At 75.0% G+C, this 16,947-nt stretch carries 19 protein-coding genes; 10 read left to right on the top strand and 9 right to left on the bottom strand.

Going from position 1 to position 16,947, the window contains the following annotated elements:
* Window positions 1-26 precede the first annotated feature (26 nt).
* Together CELF_RS18640 and CELF_RS18645 are read left to right on the top strand one after the other, a co-directional pair.
* Window positions 27-2,084 carry an elongation factor G gene (locus CELF_RS18640; protein ID WP_013772820.1) on the top strand — a complete coding sequence of 686 codons (2,058 nt, stop codon included), beginning with the start codon at window positions 27-29 and terminating at the stop codon, window positions 2,082-2,084.
* A gap of 84 nt (window positions 2,085-2,168) precedes the next feature.
* The gene (locus CELF_RS18645; RefSeq protein ID WP_013772821.1) at window positions 2,169-2,789 is read left to right on the top strand and encodes an L-threonylcarbamoyladenylate synthase; all 621 of its coding nucleotides are present in this window, start codon (window positions 2,169-2,171) and stop codon (window positions 2,787-2,789) included.
* 99 nt (window positions 2,790-2,888) lie between these two features.
* Here the strand turns inward: CELF_RS18645 and CELF_RS18650 are convergent, their stop codons facing one another.
* Window positions 2,889-3,104 carry a hypothetical protein gene (locus tag CELF_RS18650; protein WP_013772822.1) on the bottom strand — a complete coding sequence of 72 codons (216 nt, stop codon included), beginning with the start codon at window positions 3,102-3,104 and terminating at the stop codon, window positions 2,889-2,891.
* A 292-nt stretch (window positions 3,105-3,396) separates the two neighbouring features.
* On the opposite strand from CELF_RS18650, the gene CELF_RS18655 reads away from it, so the two are divergent.
* The 3 genes from CELF_RS18655 (at window position 3,397) to CELF_RS18665 (ending at window position 5,772) form a co-directional block, all read left to right on the top strand.
* The gene (locus tag CELF_RS18655; RefSeq protein WP_013772823.1) at window positions 3,397-3,939 is read left to right on the top strand and encodes a TIGR00725 family protein; all 543 of its coding nucleotides are present in this window, start codon (window positions 3,397-3,399) and stop codon (window positions 3,937-3,939) included.
* A complete protein-coding gene (locus CELF_RS18660) occupies window positions 3,936-4,709 on the top strand; it encodes a uracil-DNA glycosylase (RefSeq protein WP_013772824.1) in 774 nt (257 codons plus the stop codon). Before CELF_RS18655 ends, CELF_RS18660 begins: the two co-directional genes overlap by 4 nt.
* A 97-nt stretch (window positions 4,710-4,806) precedes the next feature.
* The gene (locus CELF_RS18665; protein WP_013772825.1) at window positions 4,807-5,772 is read left to right on the top strand and encodes a glycoside hydrolase family 113; all 966 of its coding nucleotides are present in this window, start codon (window positions 4,807-4,809) and stop codon (window positions 5,770-5,772) included.
* A 43-nt stretch (window positions 5,773-5,815) separates the two neighbouring features.
* Here CELF_RS18665 and CELF_RS18670 read toward each other — a convergent pair whose 3' ends face one another.
* A complete protein-coding gene (locus tag CELF_RS18670; RefSeq protein WP_013772826.1) occupies window positions 5,816-7,108 on the bottom strand; it encodes an alpha/beta fold hydrolase in 1,293 nt (430 codons plus the stop codon).
* Window positions 7,109-7,281: 173 nt separating this feature from the next.
* On the opposite strand from CELF_RS18670, the gene CELF_RS18675 reads away from it, so the two are divergent.
* Window positions 7,282-8,685, top strand: coding sequence for an MFS transporter (locus CELF_RS18675; RefSeq protein WP_126298220.1), 1,404 nt, complete (start codon window positions 7,282-7,284; stop codon window positions 8,683-8,685).
* Between the two features lie 120 nt (window positions 8,686-8,805).
* Here CELF_RS18675 and CELF_RS18680 read toward each other — a convergent pair whose 3' ends face one another.
* Window positions 8,806-8,988: a DUF1918 domain-containing protein gene (locus CELF_RS18680; protein WP_013772828.1), complete on the bottom strand. Its 183-nt coding sequence runs from the start codon at window positions 8,986-8,988 to the stop codon at window positions 8,806-8,808.
* 357 nt (window positions 8,989-9,345) lie between these two features.
* On the opposite strand from CELF_RS18680, the gene CELF_RS18690 reads away from it, so the two are divergent.
* Window positions 9,346-9,534 (top strand): antitoxin, encoded by a 189-nt coding sequence (locus CELF_RS18690; RefSeq protein WP_013772829.1) that lies wholly within the window; start codon window positions 9,346-9,348, stop codon window positions 9,532-9,534.
* 37 nt (window positions 9,535-9,571) lie between these two features.
* A complete protein-coding gene (locus tag CELF_RS18695) occupies window positions 9,572-10,012 on the top strand; it encodes a nitroreductase family deazaflavin-dependent oxidoreductase (protein ID WP_013772830.1) in 441 nt (146 codons plus the stop codon).
* Window positions 10,013-10,058: 46 nt separating this feature from the next.
* Here CELF_RS18695 and CELF_RS21285 read toward each other — a convergent pair whose 3' ends face one another.
* The 4 genes from CELF_RS21285 to CELF_RS18715 all read right to left on the bottom strand — a co-directional run bounded on the left by CELF_RS21285 (window position 10,059) and on the right by CELF_RS18715 (window position 13,378).
* Window positions 10,059-10,454: an MIP/aquaporin family protein gene (locus tag CELF_RS21285; RefSeq protein WP_376698486.1), complete on the bottom strand. Its 396-nt coding sequence runs from the start codon at window positions 10,452-10,454 to the stop codon at window positions 10,059-10,061.
* 167 nt (window positions 10,455-10,621) lie between these two features.
* Window positions 10,622-12,115: an amino acid permease gene (locus tag CELF_RS18705; RefSeq protein ID WP_013772831.1), complete on the bottom strand. Its 1,494-nt coding sequence runs from the start codon at window positions 12,113-12,115 to the stop codon at window positions 10,622-10,624.
* Window positions 12,116-12,201: 86 nt separating this feature from the next.
* Complete coding sequence (locus CELF_RS18710) at window positions 12,202-12,684, bottom strand: DUF2809 domain-containing protein (RefSeq protein ID WP_013772832.1); 483 nt, start codon at window positions 12,682-12,684, stop codon at window positions 12,202-12,204.
* A gap of 295 nt (window positions 12,685-12,979) precedes the next feature.
* Complete coding sequence (locus CELF_RS18715) at window positions 12,980-13,378, bottom strand: MerR family transcriptional regulator (protein ID WP_013772833.1); 399 nt, start codon at window positions 13,376-13,378, stop codon at window positions 12,980-12,982.
* 150 nt (window positions 13,379-13,528) lie between these two features.
* On the opposite strand from CELF_RS18715, the gene CELF_RS19800 reads away from it, so the two are divergent.
* Window positions 13,529-14,449: an HNH endonuclease family protein gene (locus CELF_RS19800; protein ID WP_013772834.1), complete on the top strand. Its 921-nt coding sequence runs from the start codon at window positions 13,529-13,531 to the stop codon at window positions 14,447-14,449.
* Here CELF_RS19800 and CELF_RS18725 read toward each other — a convergent pair.
* Together CELF_RS18725 and CELF_RS18730 are read right to left on the bottom strand one after the other, a co-directional pair.
* On the bottom strand, window positions 14,346-15,074 hold the full coding sequence (locus CELF_RS18725; RefSeq protein ID WP_013772835.1) for a M50 family metallopeptidase: 729 nt from the start codon (window positions 15,072-15,074) through the stop codon (window positions 14,346-14,348). The two genes, CELF_RS19800 and CELF_RS18725, sit on opposite strands and share 104 nt — an antisense overlap.
* A gap of 282 nt (window positions 15,075-15,356) precedes the next feature.
* Window positions 15,357-16,052: an LmeA family phospholipid-binding protein gene (locus tag CELF_RS18730; RefSeq protein ID WP_013772836.1), complete on the bottom strand. Its 696-nt coding sequence runs from the start codon at window positions 16,050-16,052 to the stop codon at window positions 15,357-15,359.
* A gap of 246 nt (window positions 16,053-16,298) precedes the next feature.
* Here CELF_RS18730 and CELF_RS18735 point away from each other — a divergent pair, with 246 nt between their 5' ends.
* Window positions 16,299-16,715, top strand: coding sequence for a hypothetical protein (locus CELF_RS18735; RefSeq protein WP_013772837.1), 417 nt, complete (start codon window positions 16,299-16,301; stop codon window positions 16,713-16,715).
* The last annotated feature ends 232 nt before the right edge of the window (window positions 16,716-16,947 follow it).

A 16,947-nucleotide genomic window follows, 5' to 3' on the forward strand; every position in this document is an offset into this window, starting at 1 on the left:
CGCCGGGAGCCGGCCGGGAGACGACGATGGACCAGGCAACGACGCCGAGGACCCGCACGGTGGCCCTGCTCGGAGCGTCCGGGGCGGGCAAGACGACGCTCGTCGAGGAGCTGCTGCACCAGGCCGGGGTGCTCACCCGACCAGGCCGGGTCGAGGACGGCTCGACGGTGAGCGACCACGAGCCCGAGGAGGTCGCGCGCGGCATCTCGCTCGGCCTGGGCGTGGCGCCGTTCCCGTGGAAGGCGCCGGACGGCGCGACGTACGACGTGACGCTGCTCGACACCCCCGGCTCGGCGGACTTCGCGGGCGCCGCGGACGCGGCCGTCGCTGCGGCGGACCTCGCGCTGGTCGTCGTGAGCGCCGTCGACGGGGTGCAGGCCGGGACGCACGCGGCCTGGCGGCTCGCGGCGGACGCGGGGCTGCCGACGTTCGTCGTCGTCACGAAGGAGGACAAGGCGCGCGCCGACTTCCGGCACGTGCTCGCGGACCTGCGGGCGGCGTTCGGTGACGGGTTCGTGCCGCTCGAGCTGCCGCTCGGCGAGGAGTCGTCGTTCACCGGCGTCGCGGACGTGCTCACGGAGCAGGGGTTCGCGTACGACAAGGACGGGCACCACCGCACGGAGCCGCTCCCGGCGGACGTCGCCGACGAGGAGCACCGCCTCCACGACGAGGTGACGGAGGAGATCGTCGCGCACGACGACGAGCAGCTGGAGCGCTACCTGGCGGGAGACGTGCCGAGCGCCGCCGAGCTGGAGCGGACGCTCGCGCACGAGGTGCAGGACCGGGAGGCGTTCCCGGTCCTCGTCGTCTCGGGGGTCACCGGGGTCGGCGTGGACCGGCTCGCGGACCTGCTGTGCGAGCTCGCGCCGTCGCCCACGGACCGCCCGAAGCGGGTGCGCGCGGGCGACACCGTCGTGGAGGTCGCGGCCGACCCGGCCGGTCCCGTGCTGGTGCACGCGTTCCGCACGGTCGCGGACCCGTTCGTCGGCCAGGTGACCCTCGTGCGGGTGCTGTCCGGCACCGTGCGCCCCGGCGACAAGCTGCTCAACACCACGACCCGCACCGAGGAGCGCGTGCCGGGGCTGTTCCGGCTGCGCGGCAAGGAGCACCTGCCGGTCGACAGCGTGCCCGCGGGCCACGTCGCCGCGATCGCGAAGCTCGCCGCCACCCCGTCGGGGTCGCTGCTCGCGGAGCGCACGGGACCGGGGGCCGCGATGACCGCGGAGCCGCCGCGCCCGCGCCCGCCCGTGTACGCGCTCGCCCTGGAGCCCGTCACGCAGTCCGACGACGACCGCCTGTCCGCGGCGCTCGGGCGGCTGACCGCCGAGGACGTGACGCTCAGCGTCGACCGCACCGGTGACCGCACGGTCCTGCGCGGGCTCGGCGACACGCACCTCACGGTCGCGCTCGAGCGGCTCGCGCGCGTCTTCGGCGTCCACGTGACGACGTCCCCCGTGCCGGTCGGCTACCGGGAGACGATCCGCAAGGCCGTCGAGGCCGAGGGCAAGGTCAAGAAGCAGTCCGGCGGACACGGGCAGTACGCCGTCGTGCAGCTGCGGGTGTCGCCGCTGCCGCACGGGTCGGGGTTCGAGTTCGTCGACAAGGTCGTGGGCGGCGCGATCCCGCGCGGCTACCTGCCCGCCGTGCAGCGCGGCGTCGTCGAGGCGATGGAGCACGGCGGACCGCACGGGTACCCCGTGGTCGACCTGCGCGTCGAGGTGTACGACGGCAAGGCGCACTCGGTCGACTCCTCCGACATGGCGTTCCGGACCGCGGCGGCGACGGGCGTGCGCGACGCGCTGGCCGCGGCCGGGACCGTCGTGCTGGAGCCCGTGAGCCACGTCGAGGTCGTCGTGCCCGCCTCCGCGCAGGGCGACGTGATGAGCGACCTGTCGTCGCGGCGGGGCCGGATCAGCGCGACCACGTCCCTCGACGACGGCACCGTACGGATCGAGGCGTCCGTGCCCGAGGCGGAGCTGTCGCGCTACGCGCTGGACCTGCGGTCGATCACGGGCGGGCGCGCGGAGCTGACGATGACGCCGGAGCGCTTCGACGTCTGCCCGGACCACCTCGTCCCTGCCTGACGCCCCCTGCCGGGCTCGGAGTCCCGCCCCGACGCACCCGCGCGACCTCGCCGCCGCCGGGCCGCCAGCCCTACGCTCGGCGGCATGGCCCGCTACTTCGACGTCCACCCGCACGACCCGCAGCCGAGGGCGATCACGCAGGTCGTGGACCTGCTGCGTGAGGGTGGGCTGATCGCCTACCCGACCGACTCCTGCTACGCGCTGGGCTGCCGCGTGGGCGACCAGGAGGGGGCCGAGCGGATCCGCCGCATCCGGCACCTCGACGACCGGCACCACTTCACGCTCGTCTGCGCCGACTTCGCGCAGCTCGGCCAGCTCGTGCACCTCGACAACGCGGCGTTCCGCGCGATCAAGGCCGCGACGCCGGGCCCGTACACGTTCATCCTCAAGGCGACGCCGGAGGTGCCGCGCCGGCTCGCGCACCCCAAGAAGCGGTCGGTCGGCGTGCGCATCCCGGACAGCCGCGTGGTGCAGGCGATCCTGCACGAGCTGGGCGAGCCGCTGCTGTCCTCGACGCTGCTCCTGCCCGGCCAGGAGGAGCCGCTCACCGAGGGCTGGCTCATCAAGGAGGAGCTCGACCACCAGGTCGACGCCGTCGTCGACGCCGGGGACTGCGACACCGTGCCGACGACCGTCGTCGACTGGACCGAGGGGACGCCCGAGGTCGTCCGCGTCGGCGCGGGCGACCCGTCCCGCTTCGCCTGACGCGAGGTTCGGACGGACGACGCCGGTCGTCGACGGCACACGCCGAGCGTCCCGGTGCGGCGGCCCGGTGATGCGGCCCGGGGCGCCCCGGCGCCGCGGTCAGTCCGCGCCGACCTCCGTCGTCCCGCTCCACACCGCGCCGAACGGCAGCAGCACCCACGGCTGCGCGGTCGACGGCGGCAGCACCGCGTGCAGCCACCGGGCCGTCGTCGCGTCGTGCGGCACCGCACCGGTGCCGGGGCACGTGGGGCATCCGCAGTAGCAGCCGGCCGGGGTGGCCGGGCCGTCGGACGGTCCTGCGGCGGGTCCCGCCATGTGGCGCCTCCTTCGACGTGCCCGCAGGATGCGCGATGGGTGCGCTGCCACGCGAGCACCTCAGGTCACGATGCGGTCCCGATCCGCTCGCCGTCGCCGTCCCGGACCACGGCAGCTCCGGGCCCGGTCGGTCGCCGGGGTGCGGCGGGCCCGCGTGTGGTCGGATGAGAGCACCGCTGAGCGGCACCGCTGCGAGGCACCGTGGCGAGGCACCGCTGAGCGGCACCGCTGCCAGGCACCGCTGAGCGGGACCGCTGACGGGGCGCCGCTGCGGGGCGCACGAGGAGGGCTCATGGACAGGGCACACGTCGGGGTCGTGGGGCCGGGGACCGCGTCGGCCGCGGAGCTCGACGTCGCGCGTGCCGTCGGCCGCGGGCTGGCGGAGCGCGGCTGCGTGGTGCTGTCCGGCGGGCTCGGGGGCGTGATGGCGGCGGCCTCGCAGGGGGCCGCGGAGGCGGGCGGCACGGTCGTCGGGCTGCTCCCGGGCGACGACCGCACGGACGGGAACCGGTGGCTCACGGTCGCGGTCCCGACCGGGCTCGGCGAGGTCCGCAACGCGCTCCTGGTGCGGGCGAGCGACGTCGTCGTCGCCGTGGGCGGGTCCTGGGGGACCCTGAGCGAGGTCGCGCTGGCCGTCCGCACCGGCGTCCCGGTGGTCGCGGTGGGCGGCTGGACGGTGCGCGCGGCGGACGGGCACGAGCCCGGGCCGCCCCCGGACGGCGGCGCGACGGCCGAACGCCTCACCGCGGCCGATCCCGGACGTCCCGCGGTGCACCACGTACCGGACGCGCGGGCGGCGCTCGCGCTGGTCGACGACGTGCTGGGGCGCCGGTGAGCGGGACCGCGGGCGGCGACGCCGGGGCCGTCGACGACGCCACCTCGAACCCGATGCGGGCCCCCTCGGCACGCACCCTCGCCGAGCTCGACGGGCTCGTCGTCGGCTGCCGGGCCTGCCCCCGTCTCGTCGCGTGGCGCGAGCACGTCGCCGAGGTGAAGCGCGCGGCGTTCCGCGACGAGACGTACTGGGGGCGCCCGGTGCCGGGGTTCGGCGACCCGCGGGCGGACGTGCTCGTGGTCGGTCTGGCCCCCGCGGCGCACGGTGCCAACCGGACGGGCCGGATGTTCACCGGGGACCGCTCGGGGGACTTCCTGTTCGCGTCGATGCACCGCACGGGGTTCGCGTCGCAGGCCCTGTCGGTGCGCGCCGACGACGGGCTGACGCTCGACGGCATCCGCGTGACGGCGCCCGTGCGGTGCGCGCCGCCCGAGAACGCCCCGACCCCGCAGGAGCGCCGCACGTGCGGCCCGTTCCTGGCGCGGGAGCTCGCACTGGTGGAGCCGCGCGTCGTCGTCGTGCTGGGCGGCTTCGGCTGGCAGGCGGTGCTCGCGACGCTCGCGGAGCAGGGCTGGGCGGTGCCCCGGCCGCGGCCCGCGTTCGCGCACGGCGCCGAGGTCCGGCTGCGGCGGGTCGACGGCGACGGGGAGCTCGCCCTGGTGGGCTGCTTCCACGTGAGCCAGCAGAACACGTTCACGGGGCGCCTCACCCCGGCGATGCTCGACGCCGTCCTGGTCCGGGCGCGTGCGCTCGCGTCGGGCGCCGGCTGACCGGCGCGCGTTAGCGAGGCGACTTTGTTTGGCTGACTGAATAAGTCTACGCTGACGCGAGCGTCGCGACGGGGCGGCGCGTCACGCGGAGGTGGACGTGGGTACGCAGCAGATCCCCGGCGGGTACGTCGCCGGCATGACGTGGGGCTGGACCGGCGTCCGCGGGACGTGGGGCGGCCCGCGCGCCGAACGGTCGATGGATCTCATGGTCGAGCGGCTCGGCGTCACCTGGACCGCGATCACGTTCGCGGCCTACCAGGACACCGCGCAGTCGGTCGACATCCGCTTCGACCAGGCGCCGACGGTGACCGACGACGAGGTCCGCTGGGCGATCCGGGCCGCCAAGGCGCGCGGGCTGCGCGTCGTCCTCAAGCCCGTCGTCAACGTCGCCGACGGCACCTGGCGCGCGCACATCAACTTCTTCGACCACGACGTCCCGCCCGAGCCCAAGTGGTCCCAGTGGTTCGCGTCGTACACGGCCTACGTCGTGCACCACGCGCGCATCGCCGCCGAGGAGGGCGTCGAGATGCTCTGCATCGGCTGCGAGATGGTCCAGACGGACCGCCGCGCCGACGAGTGGCGCGCGCTCGTCGCCGAGGTCCGTGCCGTCTACGACGGGCTCGTGACCTACAACTGCGACAAGTACCAGGAGGAGCACGTCACCTGGTGGGACGCCGTCGACGTCGTCTCGTCGTCCGGGTACTACCCCGCCGACGACTGGGAGGCCCAGCTCGACCGCATCGCGCCCGTCGTCGAGCGGTTCGGCAAGCCGTTCTTCTTCATGGAGGCCGGCTGCCCCAGCCGCGAGGGCTCCCCCGCGCTCCCCAACGACTGGTCGCTGCCCGGTGCACCGTCCCAGGAGGCGCAGGTCCACTGGTACGAGTCGGCGTTCCGCGCGTGCGCCGCACGCCCCTGGGTGCAGGGCTTCATGCTCTGGGACTGGCCCGCGGCGCTGTACGACGAGGCGGACGCGGCCGCCGACGACGACTACTGCATGTACGGCAAGGCGGCGGAGGCCACGGTCCGCGAGGCCTACGCGGGGCGTACGACGACGGCCGTGTGACCGGTGCCGTCGGCGGCCCGTCACCCGGGCCGCCGCGCCGCGGTCAGCGGGACGTCACCGACCACACCCCGTCGACGAGGTCGACCAGCCGCGGCAGGATCGTGTCGCCCGCGACGCGCACCCCGTCGTGCAGGTGCTCGTTGGTGATCCACACCTGCACGTTCCCGACCGCCTCGGCCCCGCGCAGCGCCAGCCCCAGGTCGACGTACGGGTCGTCGTAGTACATGACGGCCGCGACCGGCACCTCGTTCGACGCGAGCCGGTCCAGGTCGTACAGCTCGGGCCACGACGTCCGCTCCGCGAGCACGTGCGCGACGCGCTCGAACGGACGCAGCGCCGCCTGCTGCGCGTACATCCAGGGGAACATCGCCTCGCCCGTGAGCAGCAGCGGCCGGGCCGACGGGGAGAACTCCGGCCGGCGTGCGGCCTCCCGCTCCGCGACCCACCCGCCCGCACGCTCGCCCTGGTGGTAGATCACCTCCTGCAGCACCGCGTACAGGGGCATGGCGTCGAACCCGGTCCGCGACGCGACGTCCGCGAGGAACGGCACGGACGGCTCACCGGTCGAGTCGAGGGCCGTGTCCAGCAGCCAGTGCAGGCCCGTGATGCCCGTGCTCATGCCGAGCTGCATGCCGAGCGTCTGCAGCCGCTCGGGCGTCAGGACGTCCCCGTCGGGCAGCAGGACGTCCCCCGCGGCGACCCGGTCCGCGAGCGCCCCGAGCAGCTCGACGTCGTCCGGGTGCTGCCGCCGCAGCTCGGCGTTGCGCGACGCCTGCCGGTCGAACGTCTCCCGGTAGACCCCCTCCGCGTCGACCGTCAGCGGCGGCAGCCCGCCCGTGACGTAGCAGCGCGTCAGCGCCTCCGGGTGCCGCGACAGGTACGTCATGGTGAGGAAGCCGCCGTACGACTGCCCGAGCGTGGCCCAGCGTCGGCCGCCGAACACCGTGGTGCGCAGGTGCTCCGCGTCGGCGACGATCGCGTCCCCGCGGAAGCACGCCAGGTAGTCCGCGGCCACCTCCGGGTCGTCGAAGCGCGCGACGACGCGCCCGTCGACGCGCGACGAGCGGCCCGTGCCCCGCTGGTCGAGCAGCACGACGCGGTACTTCTCGAGCGCCGCACCGAGCCACGAGCCCGGCGCCGGACGCGGACCCATCCCGCCCGGGCCGCCCTGGAGGAACAGCAGCAGCGGCAGGTCCTGCGTCGCACGCCGCGGGTCGACGACCTCGCGCGCGAACACCTCGATGTCGCCGAACCGCGCGGGGTCGGCCCAGTCGACGGGCACCCGCACCCGGTGGTCACGGACGACGAACCCGGTCATGGCGTACTCGTGCGTCATGCGCGCCAGCGTAGGGGGGCCCGAGCAGCGGGAGCCCGGCCCCGGTGGCAGTCTCGACCGGGACGCACGACGAGGAGGCCGACCTGAGCACGCGCACGAGCACCGGCGCCGGCGACGTCACACGCGCCGCCGTGGGGCTGCGCTCCGAACGCGGCCCGATCCTCCTCGCGCTCATGGTGACGACCGGCCTCGTCGCCATCGACGCCACGATCCTCGCCACCGCGGTCCCGACCATCGTCGGCGAGCTCGGCGGCTTCGAGACGTTCCCGTGGCTGTTCTCGGTGTACCTGCTCACGCAGGCGGTGAGCGTCCCGATCTACTCCAAGCTCGCGGACACCGTCGGGCGGCTGCCCGTCGTGCTCGTCGGCATCGGGCTGTTCCTGCTCGGGTCGGTGCTCTGCGGGTTCGCGTGGAGCATGCCGGCGCTCGTCGTCGCACGCGCCGTGCAGGGGCTGGGCGCCGGGGCGGTGCAGCCCATGGCGATCACGATCGCGGGCGACATCTACACCGTCGCCGAGCGCGCCAAGGCGCAGGCGTACATCGCCGCCGTCTGGGCCGCGTCGTCCGTCGTCGGGCCCACGCTCGGCGGCCTCTTCTCCGAGTACGCGTCGTGGCGGTGGATCTTCTGGGTCAACGTGCCGCTGTGCGTGTGGGCCGCGTGGCTGCTCGTGCGGCACCTGCGCGAGTCCGTCGCCCGCACCACGCACCGCATCGACTGGACCGGGGGCGCGCTCCTCACCGTCGGCCTGACGCTCCTCGTCCTCGGGCTGCTGGAGGGCGGGCACGCATGGCCGTGGGTCTCCGTGCCCGGGCTCGGCTCGCTCGGCCTCGCCGCCGCGCTGCTCGGCGCGTTCGTGCTCGTCGAGCGCCGCGCCGTCGAGCCCGTCCTGCCGCTGTGGGTGTTCCGGCGTCGGCTGCTCGTCGCCGCCCTGCTCGTCGGCCTCGCGGTAGGCGCCGTTCTCGTCGGCCTGTCCTCCTACGTGCCGACGTTCCTCGAGGCGCTGCTCGACGCGAGCCCGATCGTCTCCGGCCTGACGCTCGCCGCCCTGACCCTCGGCTGGCCCATCTCGGCGTCCCAGTCCGGGCGCCTGTACCTGCGGTTCGGGTTCCGGGCGACCGCGCTCGCCGGTGCCGCGCTCGTGCTCGTCGGCACCGTCGCGCTCGTCGTCGTCGCGACGCGCCCGTCCGTGCTCGCCGTCGGTGCGTGCTGCTTCGTCGTCGGCGCCGGGATGGGTCTGGCCGCGTCCCCCACGCTCATCGCCGCGCAGGCGAGCGTCGGGTGGGGCGACCGCGGCGTCGTGACCGGGGCCAACGCGTTCGCCCGGTCGCTGGGCAGCGCGGTGGGGGTGGCGGTGCTCGGCGCCGTCGTCAACGGGCTCATGCACGGCACCGACGCGACGTCCGACCCCGCACGGTTCCAGCACGCGGTCACCGTGGGCCTGGTCGGCGTCGTCGCCGCCGCGGTCGTGCTCGCCGTGGGCGCCGCGCTGATCCCGGGCAGCACGCCGACGACGGACCACCCCAGTGACGCGCGCCGGGCGCCGTCCGCGCGCGGACCGGCGACCGCCTCCGACTGACCTCGGCCGGCGCCGGTGCTGGTGCCGGCCGCACGCCGACGTCCCCGGTCGGCGCCGGATGCCCCGCCCGGCCGTCGCGACGTCCCTCGTCGGCCGCCCCGGCAGTCTGCCCGCCGCCGCTCAGGACGCGTGCGACTCCACCGACACGTCCGGCCCCGGGAACACGAGCGACTCGTGCCCGTCGTCGAACCGCACGAGGTACGGCCCGTCGGCCCCCCGCGCCTCGACGACCGTCCCGCAGCGGTCCGCCGTCCCCACGGTCCGGCCGTGGACGACGACCTTGTCTCCCACCTCAGCGTGCATGTGCGCTCACCTCGCCTCCCAGGCTAGGACGCCCCGCCCGCCTCGCCCACCCCGGACGGCCGGGCATCTGCGGTCGTCCGTTCGTCCGTCGGTTCCTCGACGGCCCGGTGCCTGGCGACCTGGTGGTCGAGGGCCACCGTCGACGGCGCGGTGCTCGGCGCCCCGGTCGACGGCACGGTGACCGGTCGCGCGGTCGACGGCGCGGTGCTCGGCGTCCCGGTCGACGGCACGGATCGGCGGCCCGGTCGACGGCACCGTGATCGGCGGCCCGGTCGGCGCGCGGCACCGCCCCGGTACCCGCACACTGGCCGTTGACCCGGCGGCGACCGCACCGCCGGCCACCCCGAGGAGGACACCGTGGGCATCGACGACCTCGTCAGCAAGGCGAAGGGCGCGCTCGAGGGACGCGAGGACCAGGCGAAGGACGCGCTCGACAAGGCGGCCGACGCGCTCAAGACGCGGACGGACGCCGGCACCGACGCGAAGGTCGACCAGGTCGTCGCGAAGGCGAAGGACTTCCTCGACGACCAGAAGCGGACCCGCTGATGGGAATGGCGCGCGGGCGACGGTGGTTGGGGGCGACATGCCTCTGACCGGTGAGTACGCACCCAGCACGTCCGAGTGGGCCCGTAAGCAGGCCGAGCTCTTCGAGGCCACCGACGGCCGTGAGGGCAACACGCTGCAGGGAAAGCCCGTGATCGTCCTGACGTCCGTCGGGGCGACCAGCGGCAAGCTCCGCAAGAACGCGCTCATGCGCGTCGAGCACGAGGGCCGGTACGCCGTGGTCGCGTCGAAGGGCGGCACGCCCGAGAACCCGGCCTGGTACCACAACCTCGTCGCGCACCCCCACGTCGAGCTCCAGGACGGGGCCGTGAGGAAGGACTACGAGGCGCGCGAGGTGTCGGGCGCCGAGCGCGACGAGTGGTGGGCGCGGGCGCTCGAGGTCTGGCCGGCGTACGCCGAGTACCAGACGAAGACGGACCGCCTCATCCCCGTGTTCGTCCTCACCCCGGTCGAGGACTGACCCCGGTCAGTCGGTCAGTCGAGCCGCCGGTCAGTCGGTCAGTCGGTCAGCCGAGCAGGAGCTTCCAGCCGCCGACGCCGATGAGCCCGCCGAGGATCGGCGCGGCGACCGGCACCCACGAGTAGCGCCAGTCGGACCCGCCCTTGTGCTTGAGCGGCAGCAGCGCGTGCACGAGGCGCGGTCCGAGGTCGCGCGCGGGGTTGAGGGCGGGGCCGGTCGGGCCGCCGAGGCCCGCGACGAGTCCCCACACGAGGAACCCGATGGCGACGTGCGCGACGCCGGGCTCGTTCGCGGTGAGCGGCGAGTGCACGAGCCCGAGGGCGCACGAGAACAGCACGACGGACCCGAGGAGCTCGTTCGCGAAGCCGTTGAGGCGCGAGCGGGCCGCGTTGACCGTGGAGAACGTCGCGAGGATGTCGTCCGGACGCGCGGCGGGCGTCACGCTAGCGGACGGGGCGGCCGCCCAGCATCGCGCGTCCGGCGTGCCGCTCGCCGTCAGCGCACGTGGGGCACGTGGGGTAGGGCGCCGGGCACCGGCACGTCCCGCGTGGGCTCGTCGGAGACGGCACGTCGCACGACGGCACGGGGTCGCTCGCTGCGGGCCCGCGGTCACTCCTGGGCAGCGACCTCCACCTGCTTGCCGGCGACGGAGTGCCGGTAGGAGTACACGGCGTAGATGACGACGCCGATCGCGAGCCAGACGGCGAACCGGGCCCAGGTGAGCGTCGTCAGGTTGAGCATGAGCCACAGGCACGCGACGCCGGAGATGATCGGGAGCGCGGGCGACCACGGGACGGTGAAGCCCCGCGTGAGGTCGGGACGGCGCCGCCGCAGGATCGGGACGCCGAAGCTCACCAGCACGAACGCGGACAGCGTGCCGATGTTGATCATCTCCTCGAGCAGCTCGACCTCGGACAGGCCCGCGATGAGAGCCACGACGATGCCGGCACCCACCTGCAGGCGGACCGGGGTGCGGAACCGCGGGGAGGTCCGGGACATGCCGCGCGGCAGCAGCCCGTCGCGGCTCATCGCGAACACCACGCGGGTCAGCCCGAGCAGCAGCACCATGAGCACGGACGTCAGCCCGACGAGGATTCCGACGCTGATGATGCGGCCGGCCCAGTCGGCCCCGACCAGCACGAACGCCGTGGTCAACGACGGCGACCCGGACTCCGCGAGCTCGGTGTAGGACACCATGCCGGTGACGACGACCGTCACGAGGATGTACAGCACCGTCACGACCGCGAGGCCGCCGAGGATGCCGCGCGGGATGGTCCGCTGCGGCTCGTGCGCCTCCTCGGCCGTCGTCGCGACGACGTCGAAGCCGATGAACGCGAAGAACACGAGCGCGGCGCCGGAGAGGATGCCGACGACGCCGTACGTCGTCGGCTCGAACCCGAGGAGGAACGCCGACAGCGGCTGGTCGAGCGCCGTGGCGCCCTCCGCGGGCTGGGCCGGCGGCACGAACGGCGTGTAGTTCGCCTTGTCCACGTAGAAGAAGCCGGCGACGATCACGAACAGCGTGATGCCGACCTTGATGATCGTGAACACGCTGTTCACGCGCGTGCTGAGCTTCGTGCCGATCGCCAGGAGCGTGGTGAACACCGCCACGATGACGACCGGTCCCCACTCGACGTCGACCGGGCCGAGGTGCAGCGTCGTCGCCACGTCGATCCCGAACAGGCCGAACGCGTCCGCGAGGTACACGCCCCAGAACTTCGCGATCACCGCCGCGGCGAGCAGCATCTCGAGGATCAGGTCCCAGCCGATGATCCAGGCGACGAACTCGCCCATCGACGCGTACGAGAACGTGTACGCGGACCCGGCGACGGGCAGCGTCGAGGCGAACTCGGCGTAGCACATGATCGCGAGCCCGCACACGATCGAGGCGATGATGAACGAGACGATGACGGACGGGCCGGCGTAGTTCGCGGCGGCCGTCGCGCCGACCGAGAAGATGCCCGCACCGACGGCGACCGCGACACCCAGGACCGCCAGGTCCCACGCGGTGAGGCTGCGGCGCAGGTGCCGGTCGGGATCGTCGGCGGCAGCCAGTGAGTCCTCGACGGACTTGCGCCGGAAGATGCTCGTCGGAGCGGTCATCGTCGTGCCCTTCCTCGGCGTCCCGTGACCCGCGCCAGCATGCCGTTCCGGGCCCCGGTCGGCACCCTGACGTAGGTCCCCTGTGGTCAGGGCTCCATACCGTAAGGGCTGTGGACGGCTGAGACGCCCGCCACATCACCGGGCGGGACGGCGGCCTCGCGGCCGGCCCGTGCCGAGCCACCGCGCGAGCTGGCGGAGCGGCGGCGCAGCACGGCTGCGTCGGCGAGGCCCGCGACCGACGCGCCGACCGCGTAGGCGACCAGGTCCGCCGCGACGAACGTCGTGCCGACCACGAACCGCGCGGGCGGCACGGCCGCCACGAGCGCCGCGGGACCGCCCGTGAGCTGCGCGACCTCGACGAGCGCGCACACGGCGGCAGCGACGAGCGCCGCACGGGCCGGGCGCGTGCGGGGCGCCACGAGCACGAGGAGCGCGTAGACGAGCACGGCGTAGAGAGCGTCGCCCGCCGGGTCCGCGAGCGGCCCGTCGGCGAGCGTCGCGACGGCGAGGCCCGCCGCGACGACGACGAGCGCGACCAGGGCGACGACGGGACGTCTGCGGGCGGGCACGCGTCGACCCTAGAGGCGCTCTCCCGACGCGGGGTGGAGGTGGCGTGCGGGCCTTGGGCGGGGCCGTGCGGGATACGGAGGGCCGTGCGTGGGTCCGGCGGGGCCCGGCGGGAGTACGCAGGGCCGCGCGCAGGTCCGGCGGGCCGGGCGGGAGCACGCAGGGCCGCGCGCAGGTCCGGCGGGCCAGGCGGGAGGACGCAGGGCCGCGCGCGGGTCCGGCTGGGCCGGGCGGGAGTACGCAAAGGCGTGGGTCCGGGGGCCGTGCCGGGGTGCGGGCGGGCGGCCGATGCGGGCGTCAGGCGGAGGTGCAGCTGTCGGCGGTGCCCTCGTAGACCGCGATCTTGCCCTCGATGGCCTCCAGGTGGGTCGCGACCTCGACGAGCTGCGCGCGCACCCGGTCACGGTGCGCACGCAGCAGGGCCAGGCGCGCGTCCTCGTTGCCCTCGCCGCTGCGCACGAGCTCGGCGTAGTGCCGGATCTCCCGGATCGGCATGCCGGTCGCACGCAGCCGCGTCACGAGGCGGATCCACCCGAGGTCCGCGTCGGTGTACCGGCGGTGGCCCGACGACGCGCGTTCGACGCTGTCGAGCAGCAGCCCGTCGCGCTCGTAGTAGCGCAGGGTGTGCGCGGTGAGGCCGGTGGCCTCGGCCGCCTCGGCGATGCTCAGGCTCACGCGGTCCGCGACGACGCTCATGCGCCGATGATCGCCCTTCGAGTGCACTCCAGGTCAAGGGGTGCACGTCGGCCAGCGCGAACCGTCCACAGCCCCTCCGTCGCCGGCGCCGTCCCTCGGCCTGCCCGCGACCGGTCCTGCACGGCGCGCCGCGACGGCAGGGTCCTCGCCATGCCCGCCCGTCCCGGCCAGCGCCGCCGACCGCCTCCCGCCCGCCTTCTCGTCCAGGACCTGCGTGCGCACGTGGCCCGACGCCGTCGCGCGCTCCTGGTGGTCGTCGTGTGCCTCGTCGTCGGGGCCGGCACCCCGCTGTGGACCGACCGGAGGGCGGCGGCACGGCACCCGGTCACGGGCGCCGACCTCGCGCGCGCCCGCACGGAGCTCGACACGCTGACCGTGCGCCGCCGCGACCCCGTCGAACCCTACGAGAGGTCGGCGTTCGGCCAGGCGTGGGCCGACACCGACGGCAACGGGTGCGACACCCGCAACGACGTGCTCCGCCGCGACCTGGCCGAGGTGACCCTGGACCCCGCGACCCGGGGCTGCGTCATCCTGACGGGACGGCTCGACGACCCCTACACGGGGCGCGTCGTGCGCTTCGCGCGCGGGCCGGACTCGCGTGACGTGCAGGTCGACCATGTCGTCGCGCTCGGGGACGCCTGGAGGTCGGGGGCCGCCGGGTGGTCGACGGCCGCGCGCACCGCGTTCGCGAACGACCCGGCGAACCTGCTCGCGGTCGACGGCGACGCGAACGAGGACAAGGGCGCCGCCGACGCGGCCGCGTGGCTGCCGCCCGAGCCGGGATACCGGTGCGCGTACGCCGTCCGGCAGGTGCGCGTGAAGGCCGCGTACCGCCTCAGCGTGTCGAGCGAGGAACGAGCCGCGCTCGACCGGGCGCTGGACGGATGCGTCGTCGCCCGCCCGGCCCCCGCCGCGCAGCGGCGCGCAGGGTCGAGGCGATGCCGTCAGGCGTCGGGCGGTGTCCGCCTCACGCCAGCTGCAGCCCGACGAGCCATGCACCGCCGACGGCGAGGCAGGCGAGGCACACGAGCAGCAGCAGCCCGACCCACAGCAGGCCGGGCAGGTGGGTGAGGTGGCTGAGGATGCCCGCGTCCGACTGGTCGGGAGCACCACGCCGACGCGACCGCCGCCGGGAGGCCTGCATCTCGAGGACGGCGCGCGGGGCGCCCAGCAGGAAGAACCACGTGAGGAGGTACGCGAACGTCGACTGCACGGCCGCCGAGCCCCAGACGGTCACGGCGACGAGGACGCCCGCGCTCACGAGCACGGACCACAGGCCGTACCAGTTGCGGATCTGCACGAGCACCAGCGCGGCGACCACGACCAGCACCCACAGGAGCGCCACCGCGTACCCGCGGGACAGCAGCCACGCCGCGCCGAGGCCGAGCACGGCGGGTGCGGGGTACCCGGCGGCTGCCGTCGCCACCATGCCCGGGCCGCGCGGCTTGCCGACCGAGACCGTGAGGCCCGAGGTGTCCGAGTGGACCCGGATGCCCGACAGGCGCCGCCCGACGAGCACGGCGACGCCGGCGTGCCCGGCCTCGTGAACGATCGTCAGGGCGTGCCGCGTGACGTGCCACAGCACCGGTACGACGAGCACGACCAGCACGAGCGCCGCGCTGAGCACGACGACCGCCGTCTCGGGCACGGGCTGGGGGGTCGTCACCGACCGCCACGTCTCGGTCCACCAGTCCACGGCTCTCCTCGTCGTCCCCGACCGCCGCGCGGCGGTGCGCACCGGACCTTACCGGCGCCTCGGACACCGCCCGGCACCGCGTCGCCCACCGCCCGCACCGGGGCACCGCACCATCGGCGCTCCGGTGGGGCCGGGCGCACCCGTCGCCGCACCATCCGCACGCTCGCCGACGTGCGCCCGTCCGCAGCGGGCACCGCGTCATCCACCCCCTCGGGCACGGCTGCGCATCGCCTGTACGCCCGCTCGCCCGCAGGGCCGGGCAGGCGCGTGACCGGCTCGGGGTCAGCCGGTGGTCGTCGCGAGGACGACGTCCTCGCCGGTCGCGGTGATGCGCACGCCCTCGGGCTGCACGGACACGGCATCGAGCGTCATGCCGTCGGGCAGGCCCTCGACCGGGATCTCGAGGCCCTGCAGGCTCCCCGCGACCCGGTCGGGCAGGTCGTCGACCGCGATCGTCAGGCCGCCGAGCGACACCGTGCCGACGTCCACGAGCAGGCGGCCGTCCTGCACGCGCGGGGTGAGCGCGACGGAGAGCTCGACGCCGAGCACCGACCCGGTCGCCACCATCGCGTCGGCCTGCGTCGCGAGGGTCACGTCGAGGTCCGTCTGCTCGGCGACGACCTGCTCGACCGACGCGGTGGGGAGCGTCCCCTCGACGGTGCCCGAGCTGACCGTCGAGGGCTGCGCGGTCGTGACGCCGTAGGCCTCGAACGTGACGTCCGTGGCGGTGAGCCCGCCCTCGAGGGTCACGCCGTCCACCGACCCGGTGACGTGGTCGAGCGATCCCGCGAGCACCTGGGTGAGGAACGGGAACCCGTCGATCGTGACCGTCGGGGTTCCCGTGACGTCGAGGTTCTCCTGGACCGCCGTCACCGCCCGGCGCTCCGCGGCTGCGGCGACGACACGGTCCGCGACGACGACGCCCGCACCGAGCATGACGAGGGTCGAGACGAACGCGACCACCCCTCGCGCGCTCACGGGCGCACCTCGCCCGCACGCGGAGACGAGGGCATCGGGTGCGGCACGGGGACGGGTGTCGGCATCACCCGGCCACCGTAGGCGTCAGCGCCGCGGCCGACCACGCGAGCGGCGCTGTGCTGACCTGCACACCGACCGCGTGACGTACGGCCCGTGAGACGGCGCGATCGCCCCGGCGGAAGGTGTGGCATGCGTCACAGCGGCGACCTAGCCTGGGAGGAACGCGCTCCGTCGAAGGACCTCACGATGTCGTGGGTATTGCTGCTGGCAGTCCTCTTCGTACCGGCGCTCGTCTTCAGCCTCCTGTGGGCGCTGCTCCCGGGTGCGGACGAGCCGCCGCGGTGGCGTGTGGCGGTGGCCGACCGGCTTGAGCGGCTGGCGCACCGCATCCGCCCGGAACGCCCGCAGCCGCCCGACCCGTTCGACGCGCTCCGGGTCCAGGAGCGGCTCGGTGCCGTCGCCGACCACGTCCGCTCGCTGGAGCTCGACCCCCGGACGTTCGCCCGGGCGGAACGGATCATCGCGTCGCAGCTCGCCTACGACCAGCTGCTGGCGGAGGCCTGCCGGCTCGCGGGCGTCGAGGTGCTCCCCCGGCCCAAGGGCGACCCGGCGGAGCGGTTCCGGGAAGAGGTGGAGCTCGCCGCCCGCGGCTGGACCTGGTGAGAGTGCCACCGGGGGCAGAACCGCCCGCCCCCCGCATGGCCGCCCGCGTCATGGGCCCTCGGTGGGTCGCGGACTCGCCCGTCCTGCTCGGGCCGGCGTCCGGCGACGGCGGTGCCGACGTGTCAGCCGGCGCGAACCGTGAGGGTGCTCACTCGGGCCGACGTCCGGCGACGGCGGTGCCGACGTGTCAGCCCGCGCGACACGTGAGGGTGCTCACTCGGGCCGGCGTCCG

The sequence above is a fragment of the Cellulomonas fimi ATCC 484 genome (genome assembly GCF_000212695.1).
Lineage (GTDB): Bacteria > Actinomycetota > Actinomycetes > Actinomycetales > Cellulomonadaceae > Cellulomonas > Cellulomonas fimi.